The 23248-nt window shown below is 72.5% G+C and carries 24 protein-coding genes; 14 read left to right on the top strand and 10 right to left on the bottom strand.

Translation table 11 applies throughout. The features are described from left to right. Nucleotides 1–157 precede the first annotated feature (157 nt). Complete coding sequence (locus ACIRS4_RS26195) at nucleotides 158–1222, bottom strand: heavy metal transporter (protein ID WP_404200550.1); 1065 nt, start codon at nucleotides 1220–1222, stop codon at nucleotides 158–160. Between the two features lie 93 nt (nucleotides 1223–1315). Between ACIRS4_RS26195 and dapE the strand changes: the two genes are divergently transcribed. Together dapE and ACIRS4_RS26185 are read left to right on the top strand one after the other, a co-directional pair. Continuing rightward, the gene (dapE, locus tag ACIRS4_RS26190; protein WP_404200547.1) at nucleotides 1316–2395 is read left to right on the top strand and encodes a succinyl-diaminopimelate desuccinylase; all 1080 of its coding nucleotides are present in this window, start codon (nucleotides 1316–1318) and stop codon (nucleotides 2393–2395) included. Between the two features lie 94 nt (nucleotides 2396–2489). Beyond that, nucleotides 2490–3248 (top strand): TIGR00730 family Rossman fold protein, encoded by a 759-nt coding sequence (locus ACIRS4_RS26185; protein ID WP_404200545.1) that lies wholly within the window; start codon nucleotides 2490–2492, stop codon nucleotides 3246–3248. A gap of 64 nt (nucleotides 3249–3312) precedes the next feature. On the opposite strand, the gene folP is transcribed toward ACIRS4_RS26185, so the two are convergent. Beyond that, complete coding sequence (gene folP / locus ACIRS4_RS26180) at nucleotides 3313–4173, bottom strand: dihydropteroate synthase (RefSeq protein WP_404200542.1); 861 nt, start codon at nucleotides 4171–4173, stop codon at nucleotides 3313–3315. A gap of 130 nt (nucleotides 4174–4303) precedes the next feature. Here folP and ACIRS4_RS26175 point away from each other — a divergent pair, with 130 nt between their 5' ends. Next, the gene (locus ACIRS4_RS26175; RefSeq protein WP_404200685.1) at nucleotides 4304–4654 is read left to right on the top strand and encodes a DivIVA domain-containing protein; all 351 of its coding nucleotides are present in this window, start codon (nucleotides 4304–4306) and stop codon (nucleotides 4652–4654) included. Next, nucleotides 4651–5229: a DNA-3-methyladenine glycosylase I gene (locus tag ACIRS4_RS26170; RefSeq protein WP_404200539.1), complete on the top strand. Its 579-nt coding sequence runs from the start codon at nucleotides 4651–4653 to the stop codon at nucleotides 5227–5229. Before ACIRS4_RS26175 ends, ACIRS4_RS26170 begins: the two co-directional genes overlap by 4 nt. A gap of 23 nt (nucleotides 5230–5252) precedes the next feature. Here ACIRS4_RS26170 and ACIRS4_RS26165 read toward each other — a convergent pair whose 3' ends face one another. Then, the gene (locus ACIRS4_RS26165) at nucleotides 5253–6056 is read right to left on the bottom strand and encodes an enoyl-CoA hydratase/isomerase family protein (protein ID WP_404200536.1); all 804 of its coding nucleotides are present in this window, start codon (nucleotides 6054–6056) and stop codon (nucleotides 5253–5255) included. A 381-nt stretch (nucleotides 6057–6437) separates the two neighbouring features. Here ACIRS4_RS26165 and ACIRS4_RS26160 point away from each other — a divergent pair, with 381 nt between their 5' ends. Then, nucleotides 6438–6605 carry a DUF3117 domain-containing protein gene (locus tag ACIRS4_RS26160; protein ID WP_003966491.1) on the top strand — a complete coding sequence of 56 codons (168 nt, stop codon included), beginning with the start codon at nucleotides 6438–6440 and terminating at the stop codon, nucleotides 6603–6605. 190 nt (nucleotides 6606–6795) lie between these two features. Here the strand turns inward: ACIRS4_RS26160 and ACIRS4_RS26155 are convergent, their stop codons facing one another. Then, a complete protein-coding gene (locus ACIRS4_RS26155; protein WP_404200683.1) occupies nucleotides 6796–7494 on the bottom strand; it encodes an O-methyltransferase in 699 nt (232 codons plus the stop codon). Between the two features lie 162 nt (nucleotides 7495–7656). Between ACIRS4_RS26155 and sigE the strand changes: the two genes are divergently transcribed. The 5 genes from sigE (at nucleotide 7657) to ACIRS4_RS26130 (ending at nucleotide 13074) form a co-directional block, all read left to right on the top strand. Beyond that, on the top strand, nucleotides 7657–8442 hold the full coding sequence (gene sigE, locus ACIRS4_RS26150; RefSeq protein WP_404200533.1) for an RNA polymerase sigma factor SigE: 786 nt from the start codon (nucleotides 7657–7659) through the stop codon (nucleotides 8440–8442). Further along, a complete protein-coding gene (locus ACIRS4_RS26145; RefSeq protein ID WP_404200530.1) occupies nucleotides 8439–9431 on the top strand; it encodes a zf-HC2 domain-containing protein in 993 nt (330 codons plus the stop codon). The genes sigE and ACIRS4_RS26145 overlap by 4 nt, the downstream gene beginning before the upstream one ends. A 97-nt stretch (nucleotides 9432–9528) precedes the next feature. Then, the gene (locus tag ACIRS4_RS26140; protein WP_404200527.1) at nucleotides 9529–11577 is read left to right on the top strand and encodes a trypsin-like peptidase domain-containing protein; all 2049 of its coding nucleotides are present in this window, start codon (nucleotides 9529–9531) and stop codon (nucleotides 11575–11577) included. A 200-nt stretch (nucleotides 11578–11777) separates the two neighbouring features. After that, complete coding sequence (locus ACIRS4_RS26135; RefSeq protein WP_404200524.1) at nucleotides 11778–12224, top strand: sec-independent translocase; 447 nt, start codon at nucleotides 11778–11780, stop codon at nucleotides 12222–12224. A 190-nt stretch (nucleotides 12225–12414) separates the two neighbouring features. Next, nucleotides 12415–13074, top strand: a complete 660-nt coding sequence (locus ACIRS4_RS26130) for a hypothetical protein (RefSeq protein WP_404200521.1) — start codon at nucleotides 12415–12417, stop codon at nucleotides 13072–13074. 99 nt (nucleotides 13075–13173) lie between these two features. On the opposite strand, the gene ACIRS4_RS26125 is transcribed toward ACIRS4_RS26130, so the two are convergent. From ACIRS4_RS26125 to ACIRS4_RS26115, 3 genes are read right to left on the bottom strand one after another with little or no spacing between them, the layout of a single operon-like run. Next, the gene (locus tag ACIRS4_RS26125; RefSeq protein WP_404200518.1) at nucleotides 13174–14307 is read right to left on the bottom strand and encodes an Mrp/NBP35 family ATP-binding protein; all 1134 of its coding nucleotides are present in this window, start codon (nucleotides 14305–14307) and stop codon (nucleotides 13174–13176) included. Between the two features lie 42 nt (nucleotides 14308–14349). Continuing rightward, entirely contained in the window at nucleotides 14350–14943 is a 594-nt protein-coding gene (locus ACIRS4_RS26120) for a DUF1003 domain-containing protein (protein WP_404200516.1), read from the bottom strand. Continuing rightward, nucleotides 14940–16226: a magnesium transporter MgtE N-terminal domain-containing protein gene (locus ACIRS4_RS26115; protein ID WP_404200513.1), complete on the bottom strand. Its 1287-nt coding sequence runs from the start codon at nucleotides 16224–16226 to the stop codon at nucleotides 14940–14942. The genes ACIRS4_RS26120 and ACIRS4_RS26115 overlap by 4 nt, the downstream gene beginning before the upstream one ends. A gap of 235 nt (nucleotides 16227–16461) precedes the next feature. On the opposite strand from ACIRS4_RS26115, the gene ACIRS4_RS26110 reads away from it, so the two are divergent. After that, complete coding sequence (locus tag ACIRS4_RS26110) at nucleotides 16462–17250, top strand: hypothetical protein (protein ID WP_404200511.1); 789 nt, start codon at nucleotides 16462–16464, stop codon at nucleotides 17248–17250. A 31-nt stretch (nucleotides 17251–17281) separates the two neighbouring features. Here the strand turns inward: ACIRS4_RS26110 and ACIRS4_RS26105 are convergent, their stop codons facing one another. Together ACIRS4_RS26105 and ACIRS4_RS26100 are read right to left on the bottom strand one after the other, a co-directional pair. Beyond that, on the bottom strand, nucleotides 17282–17818 hold the full coding sequence (locus ACIRS4_RS26105) for a hypothetical protein (RefSeq protein ID WP_404200508.1): 537 nt from the start codon (nucleotides 17816–17818) through the stop codon (nucleotides 17282–17284). A gap of 41 nt (nucleotides 17819–17859) precedes the next feature. Continuing rightward, entirely contained in the window at nucleotides 17860–18975 is a 1116-nt protein-coding gene (locus tag ACIRS4_RS26100) for a magnesium and cobalt transport protein CorA (RefSeq protein WP_404200505.1), read from the bottom strand. A 508-nt stretch (nucleotides 18976–19483) separates the two neighbouring features. On the opposite strand from ACIRS4_RS26100, the gene ACIRS4_RS26095 reads away from it, so the two are divergent. Then, on the top strand, nucleotides 19484–20068 hold the full coding sequence (locus ACIRS4_RS26095; protein WP_404200502.1) for a suppressor of fused domain protein: 585 nt from the start codon (nucleotides 19484–19486) through the stop codon (nucleotides 20066–20068). Nucleotides 20069–20150: 82 nt separating this feature from the next. Here ACIRS4_RS26095 and ACIRS4_RS26090 read toward each other — a convergent pair whose 3' ends face one another. Then, on the bottom strand, nucleotides 20151–21395 hold the full coding sequence (locus ACIRS4_RS26090; RefSeq protein ID WP_404200499.1) for an MFS transporter: 1245 nt from the start codon (nucleotides 21393–21395) through the stop codon (nucleotides 20151–20153). 146 nt (nucleotides 21396–21541) lie between these two features. Between ACIRS4_RS26090 and ACIRS4_RS26085 the strand changes: the two genes are divergently transcribed. Together ACIRS4_RS26085 and ACIRS4_RS26080 are read left to right on the top strand one after the other, a co-directional pair. Then, nucleotides 21542–22183 (top strand): DUF6758 family protein, encoded by a 642-nt coding sequence (locus ACIRS4_RS26085; RefSeq protein ID WP_404200496.1) that lies wholly within the window; start codon nucleotides 21542–21544, stop codon nucleotides 22181–22183. Between the two features lie 145 nt (nucleotides 22184–22328). Further along, on the top strand, nucleotides 22329–23201 hold the full coding sequence (locus ACIRS4_RS26080) for a PHP domain-containing protein (protein ID WP_404200494.1): 873 nt from the start codon (nucleotides 22329–22331) through the stop codon (nucleotides 23199–23201). Nucleotides 23202–23248: the final 47 nt, after the last annotated feature.

Genomic DNA, 23248 nt, shown 5'->3' with positions numbered 1-23248 from the left:
CGAAACGGGGCGAAAGGTGCCCGGTGTGATGGTCCGTCGACCGCTCGGAGCCCAGTTCTCCCAGGGGTCCGTCCGGCCACGGGAGCGGTGGCGCGAGCCCCCGACCGCCCGCCGCCCCGCAGCGGCTCACCGTTACCCGCACGGGTGAGCCCCCGTACTACCGAGCGGTGACGATCCGCACGGCGTTCGCGCCGGAACCCGCGCTGGAGCCCGAGCCCGTCGCGCCCGCGGCCTCCGTCCCGCTCTCCTCGGCCGGGTGCCACTTGCTGTCGGTGTGCCCGGCGGTCCACTCCCGCCCGGCGTACGTGACGCGCTCGATGTGCAGCGCCGAGGCGTTGGCCACCGCCCAGTGCGCGAGCTGCCAGCCGCGCTCGCCGACGGCGCGCCCACCCGCGGGCCCGCCCTCGGACAGGGGGAGCGTCACGGTCCGCCCGCTGGTCTCGGCGGCCGGCACGTCCGCACCGGTGGCCGATGCCTCCGGCTTCGACGCCCCGGCCTTGGAGTCGTCGGCGTCGGAGCCGCCGGCCTTCGAGCCTTCCGACTCCGCGCCCTCCGCGCGGGCTCGCTGCGCCGCCTCCCGGCCGAAGTCGCGCGCGAGCGCCGCGCGCACCGCCTCCGGCCCGGTGGCCGTCGCGCTCGCCGGCACGCCCTCGCAGGTCAGCGTGGCCGCCGAGGTGCCCGTGAGTGCGGCGGCCAGCAGCGTGGCGTCCGGCTCGTGCTTGGCGTACGCCTCCGGGTAGCCGCTGCGCTGCACGCGCTGCGCGGCGACCGTCAGCGGCAGTTCCGTGTAGTCGCGCACCTTCGCCAGATGCGCGTAGAAGACGTCCGCCGCGTACGTCGGGTTCGTGACCTGCCGCTCGGTGCCCCAGCCCTGCGAGGGCCGCTGCTGGAACAGGCCGAGCGAGTCCCGGTCGCCGTGGTCGAGGTTGCGCAGCGCCGACTCCTGGAGCGCGGTCGCCAGCGCGATCGTCACCGCCCGCTGCGGCATGCCCCGGTCGGTGCCGACGGCGGCGATCGTGGCCGCGTTCACCGCCTGCTCGGGCGTGAACTCGTACTCCGGGCCACCGCCTTCGGCGGAGACGACTCTGCACCCCGGGTCGCCGGCGCCGCCGGTGACGTACTGGACCGCGACATAGCCCGCGACGGCGGACAGGACCGCGCAGGCCGCCCCGAAACGGAGGAGGCGGCCGCGACGCTTGCGGGAGGGGGACGGCTCTGGCACGCGTACAAGGTACTGGAGAGTACGGAAACCGGGGAGACCGAAGGGAAGGGAGGGATCGGCGGGAGCCGCAGTCGGCGCGTTAGGGTCGACGGCATGGCCGAGACCCCGCTTGACCTCACGCTGGACGCCGCTGCGCTCACCGCCCGGCTCGTCGACTTCCCGTCGGAGAGCGGCGCCGAGAAGCCCCTCGCGGACGCGATCGAGACCGCCCTGCGCGCGCTGCCGCACCTGACGGTCGACCGCCACGGCAACAACGTGATCGCCCGCACCCGACTGGGCCGCCCGGAGCGGGTGATCCTCGCCGGCCACATCGACACCGTCCCCATCGCGGGCAACGTCCCCTCCACGCTGGACGAGGACGGCGTGCTGTGGGGGTGCGGCACCTGTGACATGAAGGCCGGCGTCGCGGTCCAGCTGCGCATCGCGGCGACCGTCCCCGAGCCGAACCGTGACCTGACCTTCGTCTTCTACGACAACGAGGAGGTCGCCGCCGACCTCAACGGTCTGAAGCACGTCGCCGAGGCCCGCCCCGAGTGGCTGGAGGGCGACTTCGCGATCCTCCTGGAGCCGTCCGACGGTCAGGTCGAGGGCGGCTGCCAGGGCACCCTGCGGGTCCTGCTGAAGACCCGGGGCGAGCGGGCCCACTCCGCGCGCGGCTGGATGGGCTCCAACGCGATCCACGCGGCCGCCCCGATCCTGGCCCGCCTCGCCGCCTACGAGCCGCGGTACCCCGTCATCGACGGCCTGGAGTACCGCGAGGGCCTCAACGCGGTCGGCATCAGCGGCGGCGTCGCCGGCAACGTCATCCCCGACGAGTGCGTGGTCACCGTCAACTTCCGCTACGCGCCGGACCGTTCGTCCGATGAGGCGATCGCCCACGTGCGTGAGGTCTTCGCGGGGTGCGGGGTCGAGGAGTTCGTGGTGGACGACCACAGCGGCGCCGCGCTGCCCGGCCTCTCCCACCCGGCCGCCGCCGCGTTCATCGAGGCGGTGGGGGGCGCCCCGATGCCCAAGTACGGCTGGACGGACGTCTCCCGCTTCTCGGCGCTCGGCGTCCCCGCCGTCAACTACGGCCCCGGCAACCCCCACTTGGCACACAAGCGGGACGAACGCGTGGACACGGCGAAGATCCTCGCGGGCGAGGAGCGCCTGCGCGACTGGCTCACCGGCTGAACCGTCACGGGACCGAACACGCCGACGTCCCCCCTCCGTAACCCGCGTAGATCTACGCTGAGGTACGAACGACGCGCAAGCGGAGGGAGCTCACATGGCTACAGGCAACCCCGAGGGCAAGAAGCAGCCACCGGAGGAACAGCGCCTGGGACCGGTCCTCCGGAGGCGGGACCAGGTGCAGGCGAGCACCACGGACCAGCGGTTGCTGGACGAACGGGCCCCGTCCGACTGGGTCCACACCGACCCCTGGCGGGTGCTGCGCATCCAGTCGGAGTTCATCGAGGGGTTCGGCACCCTCGCCGAACTCCCGCCCGCCATCAGTGTGTTCGGCTCCGCCCGGACGCCCGCGACCTCTCCGGAGTACGAAGCGGGCGTGCGGCTCGGCCGGGCGCTGGTCGAGGCCGGCTGGGCCGTCATCACGGGCGGCGGTCCCGGCGCGATGGAGGCGGCCAACAAGGGCGCGAGTGAAGCGGGCGGCGTCTCGGTGGGGCTGGGCATCGAACTCCCCTTCGAGCAGGGCCTGAACCCTTACGTCGACATCGGACTCAACTTCCGGTACTTCTTCGTCCGCAAGATGATGTTCGTCAAGTACGCGCAGGGATTCGTGGTGTTGCCCGGCGGGCTCGGCACCCTCGACGAACTCTTCGAGGCCCTGACCCTCGTCCAGACCCAGAAGGTCACCCGCTTCCCGATCGTCCTCTTCGGCACGGAGTACTGGGCCGGCCTGATCGACTGGCTGCAGAACACCCTCATCGCCCAGGGCAAGGCCGCGGAGAAGGACCTCCTCCTCTTCCACGTCACGGACGACGTGGAAGAGGCGGTGGCACTGGTCTCGAAGGAAGCGGGCCGCTAAGCGGGCCGTCCGGGGGCGGCAGCCCCCGGGGCCGGGACGGGAAAGGGCGGCGGGGCGAGGGAGACTACGCCAGACCCCGCCGCGCCACCGCCGGCGCCCGATGCCCAGCGATGGACGCCACCATGTCCAGGACCTGCCGCGTCTCCGCCACTTCGTGCACCCGGTACACCTGGGCCCCCAGCCACGCCGACACGGCAGTGGTCGCCAGCGTTCCCACCACCCGCTCCTTCACCGGCCGGTCCAGCGTCTCGCCCACGAAGTCCTTGTTGGACAGCGACACCAGCACCGGCCACCCCGTCTCCACCATCTCCGGCAGCCGCCGCGTCGCCTCCAGGCTGTGCCGCGTGTTCTTCCCGAAATCGTGCCCGGGATCGATCAGGATCGACTCGCGCGGCACGCCCAGCGCCGCCGCCCGCTCCGCGAGCCCCACGGTCACCCGCAGGATGTCGGCCATGACGTCGTCGTACGTCACCCGGTGCGGCCGCGTCCGGGGCTCCGCGCCGCCCGCGTGGGTGCACACCAGCCCCACCCCGTACCGCGCGGCGACCTCCGCCAGATGGGGATCGACGCCGCCCCACGCGTCGTTCAGCAGATCCGCGCCGGCCTCGCACACGGCCTCGCCGACCTCCGCCCGCCAGGTGTCCACGCTGATCACGACGTCGGGGAAACGCCGCCGCACCTCGGCGACGAAACCGACCGTGCGCCGTGCCTCCTCCTCGGCGGACACCTCCTCGCCCGGCCCGGCCTTGACGCCGCCCACGTCGATGATCGCGGCGCCCTCCGCCACCGCCCGCTCCACGCGCGCGAGGGCCGGCTCGTCGAGGAAGGTCGCCCCCTGGTCGTAGAAGGAGTCGGGGGTGCGGTTCACGATCGCCATGATCACCGGCTCGTGGGTGCCGAATTCACGCCTGCCGAGCCTGAGCATCCGCTGTGACCTCTCCTGATACGTCCTGCACATCTACCGCCTGCGACCCTAACCGCCGCGCCCGCATGGCACGATCGGACCCTGACACATCCGATACGAGCACAGCGAGCGTGGGGACCCACCGATGGTTATGTTCTTCTTCCTGGTCGTCGCGCTCGCCGTCGTGGTCGCCGCGGTGACGCTCGCCGTGGTGGGCGGCGGCGAGGGCGACGGCCCGCTGCCGGAAGCCGTTCCCCAGCGGCTGCGCGACCCCCTGCCCCCGGACCGCCCCGTCCAGCGGGCCGACGTCGACCGCCTCCGCTTCCCCCTCGCCGCCCGCGGCTACCGCATGGGGGAGGTCGACGACGTGCTCAACCGCCTCGGCGCCGAACTCGCCGAACGCGACCACCGCATCGCCGAACTGGAGTCCGCCCTGACCGCCGCCCGCCCGCCCGAGCGCCAGGTCTCCACGGACGAGTCCGCGCCCGAGGACCAGCGATGAGCGACGGCGCGGCCCTCGCCGGCCCGGACGGCGCGCTGCGCTGCCCGTGGGCCCTGTCCACCGCGGACTACGTGACGTACCACGACGAGGAGTGGGGCCGCCCGGTCCACGGCGACGAGGCCCTCTTCGAACGCCTCAGCCTGGAGGCCTTCCAGTCCGGCCTGTCCTGGATCACGATCCTGCGCCGCCGCCCCGGCTTCCGTAAGGCGTTCGCGGACTTCGCGATCAGCTCGGTCGCCGCGTTCACCGACGAGGACCGCGAACGCCTCCTCGCCGACCCCGGCATCATCCGCAACCGCGCGAAGGTCGACGCGACCCTCGCCAACGCGCGCGTGCTCGCCGACTGGGCCCCGGGCGACCTGGACGACCTGATCTGGTCCCACGCCCCCGACCCGGCGGGCCGCCCGGTCCCCAGGACCCTCGCCGACGTCCCGGCGGTCACCCCCGAGTCGACCGCGCTGTCCAAGGCGCTGAAGAAACGGGGGCTGCGCTTCGTCGGCCCGACGACGGCGTACGCCCTGATGCAGGCGTGCGGCCTGGTCAACGACCATCTGGAGACCTGCGTGAGCCGCTGACGCCGTCCTTTCGAGAGAACGCCCTACCGGCCCAGGTACTTCGGCTTCTCCTTCTGCACGAACGCCTGCACGGCGATCGTGTGGTCCTCGGACTGTCCCGCCCGCGTCTGGAGCTCGTCCTCCTTCTCCAGTGTCTCGGCCAGCGAGTGGGAGAACCCGTACGCCACCGCCTCCTTCAGCGCCGCGTAGGCGACCGTCGGCCCCTGGGCCAACGTCCGCGCGACGCTCTCCGCCTCGGCGCGCAGCTCCGCCGAGGGCACGACCCGGTTGGCGATGCCCAGCTCGTACGCCTCCTGCGCCTTGACGGTGCGCGGGAAGAGCAGCAGGTCGGTGGCCCGCCCGGGCCCCACCACGCGCGGCAGGGTCCACGAGACGCCGGAGTCGGCGGTCAGCGCCACTCCCGCGAACGACGTGTTGAAGGCGGCCGTGTCCGCGACGATCCGGTAGTCCGCCGCGAGGGCGAAACCGAAGCCGGCCCCGGCCGCGACACCGTTCACCGCGGCGACCACCGGCTTCGGCGCCTCGGTGATCGCGCGCACGATCGGGTTGTAGTGCTCCCTGACCGTGCTCATCGTCTGCCCCGACCCGGTCTCCCGGTCGGCGGCCAGCAGCCCGATGTGCTCCTTGAGGTCCTGGCCGACGCAGAACGCCCGGTCGCCGGCGGCGGTCAGCAGCACCGCCCGTACCGCGTCGTCCTCCGCGGCCGAGCGCACCGCGTCCCGCAGGGCGGCCTTGGTCGCGATGTTCAGCGCGTTCATCGCCTCGGGGCGGTTCAAAGTGATCGTCGCGAGCCCGTCGCTCACCTCGTAGAGCACGGTGTCGGCCATGGGTTGTCCCCTCCGTCGTCGGTCGCGGTCCGTGGTTGCGGGCGGCGGCGTACCGACCGGTACGCCCTCGCCCAGGACAGCATGAAGGACGCGGGGGCGGTGGTCGTGTGACCTGCGTCAAACAATCCGCGGCGATTTACGGCAGGCTCGAGCGCGTGCGGACGCGAAGTATGGCATCCACATCGCCGAAATGAGTGGTTTTGCTCGCGTGCGTTGCCCAAGCGATGCCTACTGATGTTGGTCATCGGGTCCTGAGATGCGGGATAATGGCCTGGAAGCAATGTGTTCGATGCCGGTGTCGCGTGTCCCCTGACGGAGTGCGCGTGCCCTTCACGGGCCGTCGGCCTTGACGATGAGCTGGTTTCAGGAAGGGGAACGAGCATGGCGGCCATGAAGCCGCGGACGGGCGATGGCCCGCTCGAGGTGACCAAGGAGGGGCGGGGCATCGTCATGCGCGTTCCGCTCGAAGGCGGCGGTCGGCTCGTCGTCGAGCTGACCCCTGACGAGGCCGACGCGCTGGGCGACGCCCTCAAGAAGGTCGTCGGCTGACCGCGAGCGAGCTATGAGGCGCAGGTCGCGAGAGCGTGCTTGCTGCCCATGCGGGGGTGGGCCTGTCGTCGGCTGACGCGCAAGCGACCACACCCTTTGAGTCGCCCCGGCATCCTCACGGGTGCCGGGGCGACTGTTTCTCCACGGGATTCCGGGCCGCGGCGCCCAGGGGAAGAGGGAGCCTCGCCCGTCAGCGCTTGACCGCGCACAGCAGCCCGTCGCCCACCGGCAGCAGCGAGGGCACCCACTCCAGGCTCTCCCGCACCTCCCGCAACAGCTCACGCACTCTTATGACCTCCGTGGGCTGCGGACCGGAGTCGATCGTGCGGCCGTTGGCGAACACGCCCTCGAACACCACCAGGCCGCCGGGCCGCAGCAGACGCAACGACTCGGCGAGGTAGTCCATGACCTCCAGCCGGTCCCCGTCGCAGAAGACCAGGTCGTATCCGGAGTCCGCGAGCCGGGGCAGGACGTCGAGCGCGCGGCCCGGGATGAAACGGGCCCGGTTGCTGGCGAAGCCGCAGGCGCGGAAGGCCTGCCGGGCGAACTGCTGGTGCTCCGGCTCGGGATCGACGGTCGTCAGCACGCCGTCCGGGCGCATGCCGTGCAGGAGGTGTATCCCGGAGACGCCGGTGCCGGTGCCGATCTCGGCGACCGCTTTGGCGTCCACGGTGGCGGCCAGCAGGCGCAACGCGGCGCCCGTGCTGGGCGACACCGAGCGCAGCCCTGCCTCGCGGGCTCGCTCCCGGGCCCAGCGCAGCGCTTCGTCCTCGGCGACATAGGCGTCGGCGAACGCCCAGCTCGTCTGCCGGTTGCCGGTGATGTCCCTCTCCTGTCCCCGTGGTTGCCTCGGCGTGACTGTATCCGTTGGCGTCGGGAACCCGCAGATGGGACCGCGCGTTTGAAGGGGTGGGACAGACGACGGGGGACACAGTTGGATCACGACCAGGGACGAGACGTCGAGCAAGTGCTGACGCAGCCGGATGAGCGGCGCCGGCGCACATCAAATTCTCGTAAAACCGCTTATCCGGAGCTAACGGGCGAGGTGGCTATGGTAGGGGCTCCACTGGACACCACCAGAGCCGACAGGGGAGGTGCGGCTGCACCTGTGGATCGGGGAGGAGTGCTGCGGCGCTTCCTCGGATCGGCGGGCAGGCCGAAATCCGTGAACGACACCGCTGCCGACCACAGCCGGGCCGCCGGTCCCACCGACGGCCACGCTCCGACCGCGACCTTCTCCACCGACGCGGACGGGCAGGCGTGGACTCCGCCCACGTGGGAGGAGATCGTCAGCATGCACAGCGGCCGGGTCTACCGGCTCGCCTACCGCCTCACGGGCAACCAGCACGACGCCGAGGACCTCACCCAGGAGGTCTTCGTCCGTGTCTTCCGCTCCCTGTCGACGTACACGCCGGGCACCTTCGAGGGCTGGCTGCACCGCATCACCACCAACCTCTTCCTGGACATGGTCCGCCGCAAGCAGCGCATCCGCTTCGACGCGCTCGGCGAGGACGCGGCCGAGCGGCTGGCCAGCAGGGAGCCCACCCCGCAGCAGCTCTTCAACGACGCCCACTTCGACGCGGACGTCCAACAGGCCCTGGACACCCTCGCGCCCGAGTTCCGCGCCGCGGTCGTCCTCTGCGACATCGAAGGACTGTCGTACGAGGAGATCGCCGCGACCCTCGGCGTCAAGCTCGGCACGGTCCGCTCGCGCATCCACCGCGGCCGCTCGCAGCTGCGCAAGGCGCTGGCCCACCGCTCGCCCGAGGCGCGCGCGGAGCGGCGCTCCTTCATGGCCCGGGTGCCCGCTCTGGGGGGAGGGGGCGCGACGGCGTGAGTGGATCCCGTCCTACCCCTGCGGAACAGCACCTCGGCGACCGACTCTCCGCCCTCGTGGACGGCGAGCTCGGTCATGACGCGCGCGAGCGGGTGCTCGCGCATGTGGCGACCTGTGCCAAGTGCAAGACGGAGGTCGACGCGCAGCGCCGGCTGAAGAACGTCTTCGCCGAAGTGGCCCCACCCACCCCCTCCGAGAGCTTCCTGGCCCGACTCCAGGGGCTCCCCGGGGGAGGTGATCCGGGGGGCGGCGGCGGCATGCCGCCGCTCGGGGGAGCGTTCGGGGACCGGTTCCCAGCCGCCCGACCCGGAGCCTCCTCCGTCTTCGGGGTGAGACGCGACGAGCCGTTCGAGTTCGGCTACGTCCCCGCCCGTGAGCACGGCTCGGTGCTCCCGCCCTCCCCGGACCGCGGTTTCCGCATCCACCCGGTGGGCCGGGGCGACGCCGAGCGCTCCCGTGGGCTGCGGCTCGCGTTCGTCGCCGCCGGCGCGGTGTCGCTGGCCGCGATCGCCCTCGGCGGCATGAACACCGGCGCCCCGGCCGACGCGGAGGCACGCGGTGGGGCGGGCGCCGGGAGCAATGTGACCCCGGCCCGCACGCCGGGCGGCGCCGGTTCGACGGCGGTCCCGGAGAACCAACGGCGGCGGACCGCCGGACCCCTCCTCTCCCAGAGTGCCGGGACGACCCTCGGCGACGCTCCGGTGGCCCCGACCCAGGTGTCCGCCCCGCTGCTGCCCGGGATTCCGGCCCCGGCCGGCGCCCCGGTGGAGCCCCAGGTGCTGCACCGGCTCACCACGCCCATGGTGGCCGGCGCGGCGGCGATGTCCCCGCTGATACGCCCGCTGGCCACGCCCCCGCCGATCGCGCTCACCGCTTGGGACGCCGCGCCCTCGACCGGCGCGCCCAACCTGCTCGCCGCCCCCGCCTCCGTCCCCGACGACGCGCCCGCTCCCAGCCGCTCTCCCTTCTCTCCGCAGATCGCCCGCTGACCGAACCCTGCCACCGGGCCGCCGTGACCTGGTTGAATCCAGGGAGGATCGCGCCCGTGCGAGGAACCGGGCGCGACGGGGGCCGAGCGGGGAGAGCATGGACGAGGGCAAGCCGACCAAGGCGAAGTGGTGGAACCGCCCGCGCCCTCAGGCCGGGGAGACCCCCGACGGCGACTTCGAACTCGCCAGCCCGAGCCCTCCGGCCCAAGCCGACGGCGACTACGAACTGAGCCGACCGGCCCAGCCGGGGCAGCCGCCGGCCCAGGCGGAGCCACTCGTGAAGGCGTCGGGGGACGCATCGGCGGACCAGCCGGGATCGTACGCGGGGGCTCCGGCCGACCAGCCGGAGGCGCTCGCGGGGGTCCCCGGGGATCGGGCGGAGGCCTTCGCCGGGGTTTCGGAGGGCCAGGCGGAGGCGTCGGCGGGCGCATCGGCGCAACAATCGGCGGCGCTCGCGGGGGTCCCCGGGGATCGGGCGGAGGCCTTCGCCGGGGTTTCGGAGGGCCAGGCGGAGGCGTCGGGGGACGTATCGGCGGACCAGCCGGGGGCGCTCGCGGGGGCTTCGGCGCACCGGGTGGAGGCGCTCGCGGGGGATCCGGTGCCCGAGGCGGGGACGCTTGCCGGGGTTCCGGTGGCGCGTTCCGCCGACGTGTCCGAGACGGTTCCCGTGGGCGAGCCGGCCGCGGCCGCTCCGGAAGCCCAGGACCCCGCCGACGACGTGCGTCCCGAGCCGCTGCACGATCCCGACGCGTACAGCACCCCGCCCTACGGCGAGCCCGGCCCCTGGGCTTCCGCACCGCCCGTACAGCACCCGGCGGCCACGCACGCCCAGGACGTGCCACCGGCCGCGTCAGCCCCCCCACCCGCACCGGACGCCCCCGCCCAGGCCCCCGTCCCCGAGGCCGACGCGTCCCCCGAAGCCGGTGACCCCTGGTACCGGTACGACCCCTGGGCAGCCCGTGGCGTCGCCTCAGCGCCCGCGGGGCCGCTGCAGCAGACCGGCGCCGCCGTGCTCAGCCAGGACCAGCGCCGTAGCCGGGCGCGGAAGGCGCTCGTCGGGGGAGCCCTCGGCATCGCCCTGCTGTCCGGGCTGCTCGGCGGGTTCGTCGGCGTCCAACTGGAGCGCAACGGCGGGCTCGACGCCGTGAAGCTGCCGCAGGCCTCCGCCGCGCCCGCCGGGCGGGACGCCGACAGCATCGCCGGCATCGCCGCCCGGGCCCTGCCCAGCGTGGTCACCCTGCACGTCAGCGGAAGCGCGGAGTCCGGCACCGGCACCGGCTTCGTGCTGGACAGCCGGGGCCACATCCTCACCAACGAACACGTCGTCGCGCCCGCCGGATCCGACGGCGAGATAAGCGTCGTCTTCAACGGCGGCCAGACCGCCCGTGCCGAGATCGTCGGCAAGGACAGCGGGTACGACCTCGCCGTGGTCAAGGTGAGCGGGGTGCGGGGGCTGACCCCGCTGCCCCTCGGCAACTCCGACAACGTCCGGGTCGGCGACCCGGTCGTCGCCATCGGCGCCCCCTTCGACCTGGAGGGCACCGTCACCTCCGGCATCATCAGCGCCAGAGAGCGGCCCATCACCGCCGGCGGCGAGAGCGGCGACGGCAGCGACGTGTCGTACGTGGACGCGCTGCAGACCGACGCGCCCATCAACCCGGGCAACTCCGGCGGCCCCCTCCTCGACGCGCGCGGTCAGGTCGTCGGCATCAACTCCGCCATCCGCTCCGCCGTCGACGGCTCCGACGCCGACGGCGGTCAGGCCGGCTCGATCGGCCTGGGTTTCGCCATTCCGGTCAACCAGGGCAGGCGGGTCGCCGAGGAACTGATCAACACCGGCCGGGCGACCCATCCCGTCATCGGCGTCACCCTCGACATGGACTACACGGGCGACGGCGCCCGGGTCCGCGCCGAGGGCGGCGACGGCGGCCTCCCGGTCACCCCGGACGGCCCCGGCGACCGGGCCGGCATCCGCGCCGGCGACGTCATCACGGCGATCGACGGCCGGCGCGTCCACTCCGGCGAGGAACTGATCGTCAAGACGCGGGCCCACCGCCCCGGAGACCGCATGGAACTCACCGTCCGGCGCGGCGGCGGGGACCGCACGCTCACCCTGGTCCTCGGTTCCTCCGGGAGCAGCGATTGACGGCACCCTCACAGAGGGCCGCCGACCCGCGGCGCCCCAAGGCAAACAACGTCAAAAACCGGCCGCCGACCGGCGCCCGTCCGCCGTGGGGCGGTACCGGTCGGACAGGTGCGACAGGTACCGTGGACCCGGCCCGGACCACGGAAGACCGGAACTGACCGCCGAGGGCCGAGGACCGCGGACATCGCAAGGAGCTTCAGGTGTTCAATGACATAGGCCCGCTCGAGTTGGTGACGCTCGCCGTCCTCGCCGTGCTCGTCTTCGGTCCGGACAAGCTCCCCAAGGTCATCCAGGACATGACGCGCACGATCCGGAAGATCCGTGAGTTCTCCGACAGCGCCAAGCAGGACATCCGCGCCGAACTCGGCCCGGAGTTCAAGGACTTCGAGTTCGAGGACCTCAACCCCAAGACGTTCATCCGCAAGCAGCTGGACAACGAGGACCTGGGGCTGAAGGAGATCCGCAACGGCTTCGACCTGAAGAAGGAGATGGCCGAGGTCACCGACGCGGTCCACGGCCACGAGCCGGACACCGCCGCCGCTTCGTCGTCATCCTCCTCCTCGTCCGGCGGCCGGCTGGACATGACCAAGAAGCCTGAGGAGCCAGGCAAGGACGACCGTCCTCCGTTCGACGCGGACGCCACCTGAGCGTCACGCGCCCCGCGTCGCCCCCTCCGATGTGAGGGGGCGCACGTCGTGCGCACCGGGTGGTTTCCCCGCGGTCGGCGGCGGGGTGGCTATGCTGCCTGGTTGTTGTGCGGGCCGTACCAGTGAGGCGACGCCACCCGAAGGGCGGCGGGCCGGGGCGGTCCGGCGAGAGCGAGGAGGCGTCGGGCACATGGAGACGACGAGTCGGGCAGTCGAAGAGGCGCCGGCCGCGGAGGGTGGACAACAGGTCCCCTCCACCCGGCGCGCGGTCGACCGCTACCTGGAGGCGCCCTTCCCGTGGTACGGCCTCGACGAGGCCTTCACCGGGCCGCGCTGGCTGATGCAGGTCGGCACCGCGGCCGACGGGGCCGTCGAGCACGGCGCGATCGGGCACGGCGAGGAGCCGTCGGTGCGGCACGAGACCTCGGGCGAGGACCGCGGGAAGTTCACGGTCGTCGTGACCGTCGCCGCCAACCCGGTGCGGCGCAGCGGGGACGGCACGGGGCTGCTGGAGGCCACGTCGGTGTCCTCGGCGGCCTGGCTGGCGGGGCTGGGGCTGCTGTCGCACACCTGGCCGGGCCAGCTGGACCACAGCCTGCGCGACGACTGGCTGGACCAGCAGACCGAGACGGCGTGGGCCCTCGCGGACGACCTCGCCGGCTCCGCCTGGTCGACGCTGTCCCTGCCGGTCGACGGCGTTTCCGCGCCCTTCCACTACCGCGAGTCCGAGTTCGGCTGGGTCCTGGCGGGCTCGACGGGGCAGGGCGTGCACGTGGGGGCGTACGGCAGGGGGATGAGCGCGTACGGTCTCGGCTTCGCCATGATCAAGGACCTCGCCGCGTACGCGTGAGGTCCATCGCCGCCCAGGCATGGGAAAAGGGGCGCCGCAGGTCGGCCGGCGCCCCCTCGTCGCAGGGCTCAGCGAGAGCGCCGGCGGCATCCCGTGGGATCAGAACTTGTTCCTCGGCGTGATCCCCAGGGCCAGTCCCGAAAGGCCCCTCTGCCGTCCTCCCAGCTTTCCGGCGATGGCCCGCAGGGCGGAACCCGCCGGGCTGTCCGGGTCGGTCAGGACGACCGGCTTGCCCTCGTCGCCGCCCTCGCGCAGCCGGACGTCGATGGGGATGCTGCCCAGGACGGGCACGGACGCGCCGGTGGTGCGGGTCAGACCGTCGGCGACCTTCTGGCCGCCGCCCGTGCCGAAGACGTCGACCATCTCGTCGCAGTGGGGGCAGGGCAGGCCCGACATGTTCTCGACCACGCCGACGATCTTCTGGTGGGTCTGCACGGCGATGGAGCCGGCCCGCTCGGCGACCTCCGCGGCCGCCTGCTGAGGCGTCGTCACGACGAGGATCTCCGCGTTCGGGACCAGCTGCGCCACCGAGATCGCGATGTCGCCGGTGCCCGGCGGCAGGTCGAGCAGCAGCACGTCCAGGTCGCCCCAGTACACGTCCGCCAGGAACTGCTGGAGCGCGCGGTGCAGCATCGGGCCGCGCCACACCACGGGGGCGTTGCCCGGGGTGAACATGCCGATCGAGATGACCTTCACGCCGTTCGCCGACGGCGGCATGATCATGTTCTCGACCTGGGTGGGACGCCCGTCGGCGCCCAGCATGCGCGGCACGCTGTGACCGTAGATGTCCGCGTCGACGACACCGACCTTCAGGCCGTCGGCCGCCATCGCCGCCGCCAGGTTGACCGTCACGGAGGACTTGCCGACGCCGCCCTTGCCGGACGCCACGGCGTACACGCGCGTGAGGGAGCCGGGCTTGGCGAAGGGGACCTCGCGCTCGGCCTGGCCGCCGCGCAGCGCGCCCGCCAGCTCCTTGCGCTGCTCGTCGCTCATCACGTCGAGCGTGACCTCGACGCGGGTGACGCCCTCGACCCCGGAGACCGCGTCGGTCACGCGCTGCGTGATCGTCTCCCGCATCGGGCAGCCGGAGACCGTCAGGTACACGGCGACCGCGACCGCTCCGTCCGCGCCGATCTCCACCGACTTGACCATGCCGAGCTCGGTGAGGGGCCGGTTGATCTCGGGGTCGTTCACCGTCGCCAGCGCTTCGCGCACCGCGTCTTCCGTAACCATAGGACGATGGTACGGCGCTCGGCCGGGGCCCCGGGATGCCGGTCACCGGTCGTCTACGTCACGTCCACGCGACCGTTCTGCCGGGAATACGACGTGCTCGCGGTGTCCGTCGCGCCGCTCCTCCAGTTCCTTGACCATGTCCTGCAGTTCGGAGCGGATCCAGTCGCGGGTGGCGACCTCGCCGAGCCCGATGCGCAGGGCGGCGATCTCCCGCGTGAGGTACTCGGTGTCCGCGATCGACCGCTCGTTCTGCTTGCGGTCCTGCTCCAGGTTGACCCGGTCCCGGTCGTCCTGCCGGTTCTGCGCGAGCAGGATCAGCGGGGCGGCGTAGGAGGCCTGGAGGGACAGCATCAGCGTCAGGAAGATGAACGGGTACTCGTCGAAGCGCAGCCCGCCCGGCGCGAAGATGTTCCACACCACCCACAGGATGATGACGACGGTCATCCAGACGATGAACCGACCGGTGCCGAGGAAGCGCGCGATGCGCTCGGAGAGCCGTCCGAAGGCCTCCGGGTCCCACTCGGGCACGATCCGGCGGCGGGGCGGACGCGGCTGGTCCAGGCGGACGCGGGTCCGGGCGGCGGTGGCGCCGACGGGGGTGCGCTCGGTGCGCCCGCCCTCACGCTCGGGTGTCACTGCGGACCACCCCCCGTCGAGGTCTCGTCGAGGTGGAACTCCGTCTCCCGCCAGTCCTCGGGCAGCATGTGGTCCAGGACGTCGTCCACGGTCACCGCGCCCAGCAGCGACCCCGAGTCGTCGACGACGGGTGCCGCGACCATGTCGTACGCCGCGAAGAACCCGGCGACGACGGGCAGCGCCGCGTCCGGCTCCAGGGGCTGCAGGTCGGCGTCGAGGATCGAGCCGACCAGGGTGTACGGGGGGTCGCGCAGCAGCCGCTGGAAGTGGACGGTGCCGAGGTATTTGCCGGTGGGGGTGTCGTCGGGCGGACGGCAGACGTAGATCTGGGCGGCGAGAGCGGGGGACAGGTCGGGGTTGCGGATCCGCGCGAGGGCGTCGGCGACGGTGGAGTCGGGGCGCAGCACGATCGGCTCGGTCGTCATCAGACCGCCCGCGGTGTGCTCCTCGTACGCCATCAGGCGCCGCATGTCGGCGGCGTCGTCGGGCTGCATCAGGCTCAGCAGCCGTTCCTTGTCCGCCTCGGGCAGCTCGCCGAGCAGGTCGGCCGCGTCGTCGGGGTCCATGGCCTCCAGGACGTCCGCCGCCCGTTCCTCCTTCAGCTTGCCGAGGATCTCGATCTGGTCGTCCTCCGGCAGCTCCTCGAGGACGTCGGCGAGGCGGTCGTCGTCGAGGGCGGCGGCGACCTCGGCCCGGCGCTTGGAGGAGAGGTGGTGCAGCACGTTGGCGAGGTCGGCGGGGCGAAGCTGCTCGAAGGTGGCGAGCAGGTTCTCCGCGCCCTGTCCGTGCTCCTCCAGGGAGAAACCGGTGACGGCGGACCACTCCACCATCAGCGTCTCGCCCTTGCCGCGCCGGAAGGCGCCCCCCTTGCGGCCCTTGCGGACGAAGACCCGGTCGATCTCCCAGTCCCGGCGGGCGGGCAGCTGCTGCACGGACACGTCGAGGGCGGTGACCTCCTCGCCGGTCTCCACGAGGGTGACCCGCCGGTCCAGGAGCTCGCCGACGACAAGACGTTCGGTGGGCCGCTGTTCGAAGCGCCGGACGTTGAGCACGCCGGTGGTGATGACCTGTCCGGACTCGATGCTGGTGACCCGGGTCATGGGCAGGAAGATCCGGCGGCGCGTGGCCAGTTCGACGACCAGCCCGAGCAGCCGGGGCGGCTTGCGCCCGACGCGCAGCATGACGACGAGGTCGCGCACGCGTCCCACCTGGTCGCCGTTGGGGTCGAAGACGGCGACACCGGAGAGGTGCGAGACGAAGATCCGGGGGACGCCCGCGGCCATGGCCGCACCTCCTTCTCGTACGCGCGCGTACGGGCCGGTGAACTGAGTGGTCGGTGAGGAGTTTCCGGTGGGGTTCTTTCCCCGATTGCCCGTTCGCGCGGGCTTCAGGCTAGCCCGTCCCGATCGGCGCCGCCCTGGTGAGCGGTCCGGACGGACTGCCTCCGCCGGGCTCGCGCGCCCCCGGTACGCTGCGGTACGCCGTTCAGGAAACCCCCTCAGAAAGGCAGCCCCCTCTGTGACCGCGATTCCCCAGGGCCGTACCCGTCGCCGGACCGTGCTGGCGGGCGCCGTGTGCGCGCTGGTCGTGACGAGCGCGGGACTTTCGGGGTGCGACGAGGATCCGGACGCGGGCACCAACGGGGTGGGCAAGCTGGCCGCGGACGAGATCCAGGCGAAGGCGAAGGCCGCGGCCGGCGCGGCCGGCGCGGTGCGGCTGTCGGGGACCGTGGTCGCCGGCGGCCGGTCGTACAAGCTCGACATGCGGCTGAAGGCGAACGGGGGCTCCGGGACGGTCACCGCGCAGGGATCGTCCTTCCAACTGCTGCGGGTCGGCGAGGAGCTGTATCTGAAGGCGGACGCGGGGTTCTGGAAGCACCAGTCCGCAGAGGACTCCGAGGATTCCAAGGACTCCGAGGGCGGCGGCGGGAAGGACACCGATGCCGCGGACAAGCTCGACGGCAAGTACGTGAAGGTGCCGACGGGCGACCCCTCGTACAAGAAGTTCAGCGGCTTCACGGACAAGGACCTCCTCCTCGACTCTCTGCTGACGCTGCACGGTTCGCTGGGCAAGGACGGGCACCAGGAGGACCCGGCCTCCGGGGCGCGCACCATCCGGATCTCGGGCGGCGGCGGTTCCGGCGGCACGCTGGACGTCGCCCTGGAGGGGCAGCCGTATCCGCTGCGCCTGGTGCGCGCGGGCGACGCCGGGACGCTGAGCTTCTCGGCGTGGGGCGAGAACTTCGCCCTGGCCGAGCCGGCGAAGGACGAGACGGTGGACTACGGCAAGGAACTGCCGACGTCCTGACCCGGGCCGGGGCGGGGCGCGCCCCGGGGTGTCAGCGCCCGGCCCGTTTGCGCTTTCTGAGCAGCAGGCGCGGGAGCCCGGCGGGGATCGGTTCGCGGGTGGTGGCCGGGGACGGCAGCGGGGCCTCGGCCAGGGAGCCGTCGGGCAGCGGTGCGGTGCCGCCCGCCGGCTCCAGCCGCAGCACCCGGCACTCGGCCGCCCACCGTCCGGTCATCGCCTCGCCGTCGGGCGCGTTCAGCCGCTTGCCCTTGAGCTCGGCGACGGTCGCCTCCCACGCCTCGGTGCCGGGGGCGAGCTGGACGACCGTCGCGGTCCAGGAGACCAGCCGGCCTCCCTTGTCCTTGCTGCGCACGGTCACCTCGGCCGAGTCGCCGTCCGTCAGGTGCGGCAGCGGCTGCTCGCCGCTCCCGTCGCCGACCAGGCAGGCCGCGCCGTCGTGCCACACGTGCCACAGCGCCCGCGCGGCAGGGGCCCCGGCGCCCCTGACCCAGATCAGGCCGGACTTCTTCGTGGCCTCCTCGACGAGCGCCTGCTCGGCGAGGGCCCGGTCCTGCGGCTCGCGTGTCATGGCCTCACCCTATCCAGTGCCCGCCGGGGCACCGCGGCCGCTCAGAGCCAGCCGTTGCGCTTGAGCATGCGGTGGATGCCGAGGCAGGTCAGCACGGTGACGCCGAGCACCATCGGGTACCCGAACCGCCACCGCAGCTCCGGCATGTAGTCGAAGTTCATGCCGTACACACCGCAGACCATCGTCGGCACGGCGATGATGGCCGCCCAGGACGTGATCTTGCGCATGTCCTCGTTCTGCGCGACGGACGCCTGCGCGAGGTTGGCCTGGAGGATGGAGTTGAGCAGCTCGTCGAAGCCGACGACCTGCTCCTGGACCCGCGCGAGGTGGTCGGCGACGTCCCGGAAGTACTTCTGGATGTCGGGGTCGACCAGCCGCATCGGCCGCTCGCTCAGCAGCTGCATCGGCCGCAGCAGCGGCGACACCGCCCGCTTGAACTCCAGTACCTCACGCTTGAGTTGGTAGATCCGCCCGGCGTCGGTGCCGCGCGGGGCGCCCTTGCGGCCGGGGGAGAAGACCTCGGTCTCCACCTCGTCGATGTCGTCCTGGACGGCGTCGGCGACCGCGATGTAGCCGTCCACGACGTGGTCGGCGATGGCGTGCAGCACGGCCGAGGGACCCTTGGCGAGCAGCTCGGGGTCGTCCTGGAGACGGTGGCGCAGCGCGCGCAGCGAGCCCTGGCCGCCGTGCCGCACGGTGATGAAGAAGTCCTTGCCGGTGAAGCACATCACCTCGCCGGACTCGACGACCTCGCTGTTGGCGGTGAGCCGGTCGTGCTCGATGTAGTGGATGGTCTTGAAGACGGTGAACAGGGAGTCGTCGTAGCGCTCCAGCTTGGGCCGCTGGTGGGCCTGCACGGCGTCCTCCACGGCGAGCGGGTGCAGCCCGAACTCCCTTGCGATGCCCGCGAATTCGCTCTCCGTCGGCTCGTGCAGCCCGATCCACACGAAGCCCCCGTCGCGCCGCACCTGCCGCATCGCCTCCTGGGGGGTGAGCGGCGTCGCGTACTGTACCCGGGCCCCGTCGCGGTAGACGGCGCAGTCGACGACGGCCGAGGGGGTGGCGGGGTCGCGCGTGGTGTCGTACGCGCCGCTGTCCCCCCGCAGGGAGGGACGGGACGGGCGGACCACGGCACGCAGGTCGCGGATCATCGACATGGCAGGCTCCTTCGCTACGGGGCGACGGAAGGCCGGCGACGGGTGGAACTGCCCGGAATGGGGACGTCCTGAGTGCGGATGTTTGGCACGTCCACAAAGCGGGGAGCACCGCACCGTCGCGGTGGCGTTCTCGTTGCTGGTACAGCTACTGCTTCTGATCGGATGGATCGGTCGGACCGGAGGGGCCGAGGAGTTCGGCCGGGTCGGACGGATCAGGCAAAACGAAACGCAGCGCTCTTCCGCGCGGTGTGGAGATGCGAGAGGTGGCGGTCAGCCGGAGCCGGGTCAGCTACGTCAGCGGCGGGAAGAGCGAGTGGTACTGCACGGTCGACTTCGATCCATGACAGCCCCACCTCCTCCGGCCGGTCCCCCGTGGGGGATGCTCATCGGCGTCGGGGCTTGATCGCGACGCTCTGCGTGCTGCCCCGAACCACCGGGCAAGAGTATCAGCCGACCGCAGTGTCAAGGCGCTGCTTTGCCCGGTACTGACGAGTTCTATGCTCGCGGCATGGCAGATGTTCTTCCCCTGGTCGAGGCCCGGTTGCGTACCGCGCTCGGCGAGCCCGACGCCCGCGCCGCCGTCACCTTCCTCGGCACGGACCGCATCGAGGTCCTGCGTTTCCAGGAGGGCGACATCGTCCGCTACGCGACGCTCGGCATGTCCGCGCAGCCGATGAGCGACCCCACCGCGATGCTCACCGACGCGGTGCGGGGTCCGCGCGCCGAGCTGGTCCTCTCGGTGCGCTCCGGCCTGGCCGACACCGGCAAGGTGCTGCGCCCGCTCGCCGTGCTCGCCGCGTCCCCGCAGGTCGAAGGGGTGGTCGTGGCGCCGGGCGCGTCCCTGGACGTCGGCGAGCCGCTGTGGCCGGGCGCGCCGTTCACCTCGGTGCTGGTCGCCGAGCCGGGCGGTCTGGTGGAGGACCTGGAGCTCGACGAGCCGCTCGACCCGGTCCGCTTCCTGCCGCTGCTGCCGATGACGCCGAACGAGGCCGCCTGGAAGCGGGTGCACGGCGCGCAGGCGCTCCAGGAACGCTGGCTGACGCACGGCACGGACCTGCGGGATCCTTCCCGCAGGTCCGTACCGCTGGACTGACGACGCGTGACCAAGGTCACCAACTGGCGGCCGAGGCAACCGGATTGACCGGGTGTCGGGTGCGGTCCGCCTGCCGCCGCGGTCAGTTGGCGAAGACTGCGACCCCGTCCTCGGTGGCGTGCGCCGGCGCCAGCTCCTCGGCCTCGTGCGCGAGTGCCTCACGGCGTACGACGACCACCAGCGCGCCCACGGCCGCGGTGACCGCCGCCACCACGAACGGGATGTGGACGTCGGTCCACTCCTCGATCTTCGGCGCGAAGAAGGGCGCGGCCGCCGCCGCGAACCAGCGCACGAAGTTGTAGCCCGCGCTGGCCACCGGGCGAGGGGCGTCCGAGACCCCGAGCGCGAGCTCGGTGTAGACGGTGTTGTTCACGCCGATGAACGCGCCCGACAGGATCGTGCAGACGACGGCCGTGACGTGGTCGCCGTAGCCGAGGACCAGCACGTCGGCGGCGAGCAGCACCAGGGAGCCGCCGAGCACCTTCAGCGAGCCGAACCGCTCCTGGAGGCGCGGCGCGACGACGACCGAGAAGACGGCGAGCAGCACGCCCCAGGCGAAGAACACCGCGCCCGACTTGTACGGCGTCATGTCCAGCACGAACGGCGTGAAGGCCAGCACGGTGAAGAACGTGTAGTTGTAGAAGAACGCCGAGACCGCCGCCGAGGCGAGACCGCCGTGGCCGAGCGCCCGGATCGGGTCCAACAACGAGGTCTTGCGGGCGGGCCTCGGCTGCTCCTTCAGGAACGCCGTGATGCACAGGAAACCCACCGCCATCAGGGCCGCGGTGCCGAAGAACGGGTAGCGCCAGCTGGCGTCGCCGAGCAGCGCGCCGAGCAGCGGTCCGCAGGCCATGCCGAGGCCGAGGGCGGACTCGTACAGCAGGATCGCCGCGGCGCTGCCACCCGCCGCCGCGCCGACGATGACCGCGAGGGCCGTGGAGACGAACAGCGCGTTGCCCAGACCCCAGCCGGCCCGGTAGCCGACGAGCTGGCCGACGGTGTCCGAGGTGCCGGACAGGCCCGCGAAGACGACGACGAGGGCGAGGCCGAGCAGCAGCGTCTTGCGGCCGCCGATCCGGCTGGAGACGAACCCGGTCACCAGCATCGCGAAGGCGGTGATCAGGAAGTACGAGGTGAACAGGAGGGAGACCTGGCCGGCCGTGGCGTTCAGTCCGGAGGCGATGGACGGCAGGATCGGGTCGACGAGTCCGATGCCCATGAAGGCGACGACGGACGCGCCGGCGGTCGCCCAGACCGCCTTGGGCTGCCGCAGCAGGCCGCCGGCTCCCGCGGGCGCCTCCAGGGGGGACTCCGTGTCTTGCTGCATGCCGGTTCTCCGATCCCGTTGTGATGGTTGGCCTTTACACATACTAAGTTAGCGTGACTAACTAATGCAAGCTACATCTAACTCGGGAGGCCCGGACGGGTGATCGTCCTTGACGTGGACGGGATCGGGTAGGACCGTGGGGCTCTATGAGGGGCGAACCCAGTTGCCCGAAGTGCGGTGGTCGGGTCAGGGCTCCCGGACTCTTCGCCGATTCCTGGCAGTGCGATGTGCACGGCACGGTGCATCCGCTGCAGCCCGTGATCCCGCCCAGCGTCGAGGCCCTCGATGTGGTCGTGCACCGCACCCGGGTACCGGTGTGGATGCCGTGGCCGCTGCCGGTCGGCTGGCTGTTCACGGGCGTGGCGTATGCCGGTGACGACCGCAGCGGCGGACGCGCGAGCGCCGTCGCGTGCTCGGGGCCCGGTCCGCTCGGCGGCATGGGCGAGCTGATCCTCGTCGCCGAGGAGCTCGGTGTCGGCCTCGGCGCGCGCTACGCCGGCACGGAAGGGCCCGACCCCGGCCCGTATCTGAACGTCGAGAAGCCGCCCGAGGCCAAGGTCCTGGCCGCCGGCCGCCCCACCCCCCTGTGGCATGTCACCGGCGCCCCCGGCGACCGCGCCGTCTTCGCGGGCGAGGCGCGCGGGCTGTGGCTGTGGGCGGTTGCGTGGCCCGAGCAGTCGGGGCTGCTGATGTACGACGAGCTGGTGCTGACGGACCTGCGGGACGCGGGTGCCGAGGTGGAGCTGGTGCCCTGCGGGGCGTTGTCGCCGCGCCTGCTCAAGCCGTGAGGGTCAATCGGGGGTGCCGGGCGCATCCGGGTCTGCTTCCGGTGTGTAGGGGGCGCTCCCGGTGTGCGGGTGTGACAGAGGTCGTCCCGATTCCCGTTATGCTGGAGCGTCCCGTTCCGCTCTCTCGCCGTCTGGAGCCCGTGCCGTGCGCATCGACCTGCACTGTCACTCCACGGCTTCCGACGGTACGGACACCCCTGCCGAGCTGGTCCGGGGCGCGGCCGCGGCCGGTCTGGACGTCGTCGCGCTGACCGATCACGACACCACCCGCGGGCACGCCGAGGCGATCGCCGCGCTGCCCGAGGGGCTCACCCTCGTCACCGGCGCCGAACTGTCCTGCCGGATCGACGGCATCAGCATGCACATGCTGGCCTACCTGTTCGACCCCGAGGAGCCCGCGCTGCTCGCCGAGCGGGAGCTCGTACGCGACGACCGCGTGCCGCGCGCCCGGGGCATGGTCGCCAAGCTGAACGAGCTGGGCGTCCCCGTCACCTGGGAGCAGGTCGCGCGCATCGCCGGCGACGGTTCCGTCGGCCGGCCGCACGTTGCCACCGCGCTGGTGGAGCTGGGCGTCGTCCCCACCGTGAGCGACGCGTTCACCCCGGACTGGCTGGGCGACGGCGGGCGGGTCTGGATCGCGAAGCACGAGACCGACCCCTTCGAGGCGATCCGGCTGGTCAAGGCCGCGGGCGGCGTGACCGTCTTCGCCCACCCGGCCGCGAGCAAGCGGGGGCGCACGGTCCCCGAGTCCGTGATCGCCGAACTGGCCGCCGCCGGCCTCGACGGCGTCGAGGTCGACCACATGGACCACGACCCGGACACCCGCGCGCGACTGCGGGCGCTCGCCGGCGATCTGGGTCTGCTGGTCACCGGGTCCAGCGACTACCACGGCAGCCGCAAGACCTGTGCGCTCGGCGAGTACACGACCGACCCCGAGGTGTACGGGGAGATCACGCGACGGGCGACCGGGGCGTTCCCCGTCCCGGGGACCGGCGGGCCCGAGGCCCGACGAGCCTGAGGCCGTCACGACCCCGGGCTCAGCCCCGCACGTCCACTTCCACCCTC

Source organism: Streptomyces sp. NPDC101166 (genome assembly GCF_044768125.1).
Taxonomy (GTDB): domain Bacteria; phylum Actinomycetota; class Actinomycetes; order Streptomycetales; family Streptomycetaceae; genus Streptomyces.
Note: the sequence above shows the minus strand (reverse complement) of the source record. Positions and strands in the feature narration are given on the sequence as shown.

What these genes read in the sequence shown, in the direction of transcription:
- dapE (WP_404200547.1), top strand. Translation starts at nt 1,316, where the DNA reads ATGGCCGAGACCCCGCTTGACCTCACGCTGGACGCCGCTGCGCTCACC.
- ACIRS4_RS26185 (WP_404200545.1), top strand. Translation starts at nt 2,490, where the DNA reads ATGGCTACAGGCAACCCCGAGGGCAAGAAGCAGCCACCGGAGGAACAG.
- folP (WP_404200542.1), bottom strand. Translation starts at nt 4,173, where the DNA reads ATGCTCAGGCTCGGCAGGCGTGAATTCGGCACCCACGAGCCGGTGATC.
- ACIRS4_RS26175 (WP_404200685.1), top strand. Translation starts at nt 4,304, where the DNA reads ATGTTCTTCTTCCTGGTCGTCGCGCTCGCCGTCGTGGTCGCCGCGGTG.
- ACIRS4_RS26170 (WP_404200539.1), top strand. Translation starts at nt 4,651, where the DNA reads ATGAGCGACGGCGCGGCCCTCGCCGGCCCGGACGGCGCGCTGCGCTGC.
- ACIRS4_RS26165 (WP_404200536.1), bottom strand. Translation starts at nt 6,056, where the DNA reads ATGGCCGACACCGTGCTCTACGAGGTGAGCGACGGGCTCGCGACGATC.
- ACIRS4_RS26160 (WP_003966491.1), top strand. Translation starts at nt 6,438, where the DNA reads ATGGCGGCCATGAAGCCGCGGACGGGCGATGGCCCGCTCGAGGTGACC.
- sigE (WP_404200533.1), top strand. Translation starts at nt 7,657, where the DNA reads ATGGTAGGGGCTCCACTGGACACCACCAGAGCCGACAGGGGAGGTGCG.
- ACIRS4_RS26140 (WP_404200527.1), top strand. Translation starts at nt 9,529, where the DNA reads ATGGACGAGGGCAAGCCGACCAAGGCGAAGTGGTGGAACCGCCCGCGC.
- ACIRS4_RS26130 (WP_404200521.1), top strand. Translation starts at nt 12,415, where the DNA reads ATGGAGACGACGAGTCGGGCAGTCGAAGAGGCGCCGGCCGCGGAGGGT.
- ACIRS4_RS26125 (WP_404200518.1), bottom strand. Translation starts at nt 14,307, where the DNA reads ATGGTTACGGAAGACGCGGTGCGCGAAGCGCTGGCGACGGTGAACGAC.
- ACIRS4_RS26115 (WP_404200513.1), bottom strand. Translation starts at nt 16,226, where the DNA reads ATGGCCGCGGGCGTCCCCCGGATCTTCGTCTCGCACCTCTCCGGTGTC.
- ACIRS4_RS26105 (WP_404200508.1), bottom strand. Translation starts at nt 17,818, where the DNA reads ATGACACGCGAGCCGCAGGACCGGGCCCTCGCCGAGCAGGCGCTCGTC.
- ACIRS4_RS26100 (WP_404200505.1), bottom strand. Translation starts at nt 18,975, where the DNA reads ATGTCGATGATCCGCGACCTGCGTGCCGTGGTCCGCCCGTCCCGTCCC.
- ACIRS4_RS26095 (WP_404200502.1), top strand. Translation starts at nt 19,484, where the DNA reads ATGGCAGATGTTCTTCCCCTGGTCGAGGCCCGGTTGCGTACCGCGCTC.
- ACIRS4_RS26090 (WP_404200499.1), bottom strand. Translation starts at nt 21,395, where the DNA reads ATGCAGCAAGACACGGAGTCCCCCCTGGAGGCGCCCGCGGGAGCCGGC.
- ACIRS4_RS26085 (WP_404200496.1), top strand. Translation starts at nt 21,542, where the DNA reads ATGAGGGGCGAACCCAGTTGCCCGAAGTGCGGTGGTCGGGTCAGGGCT.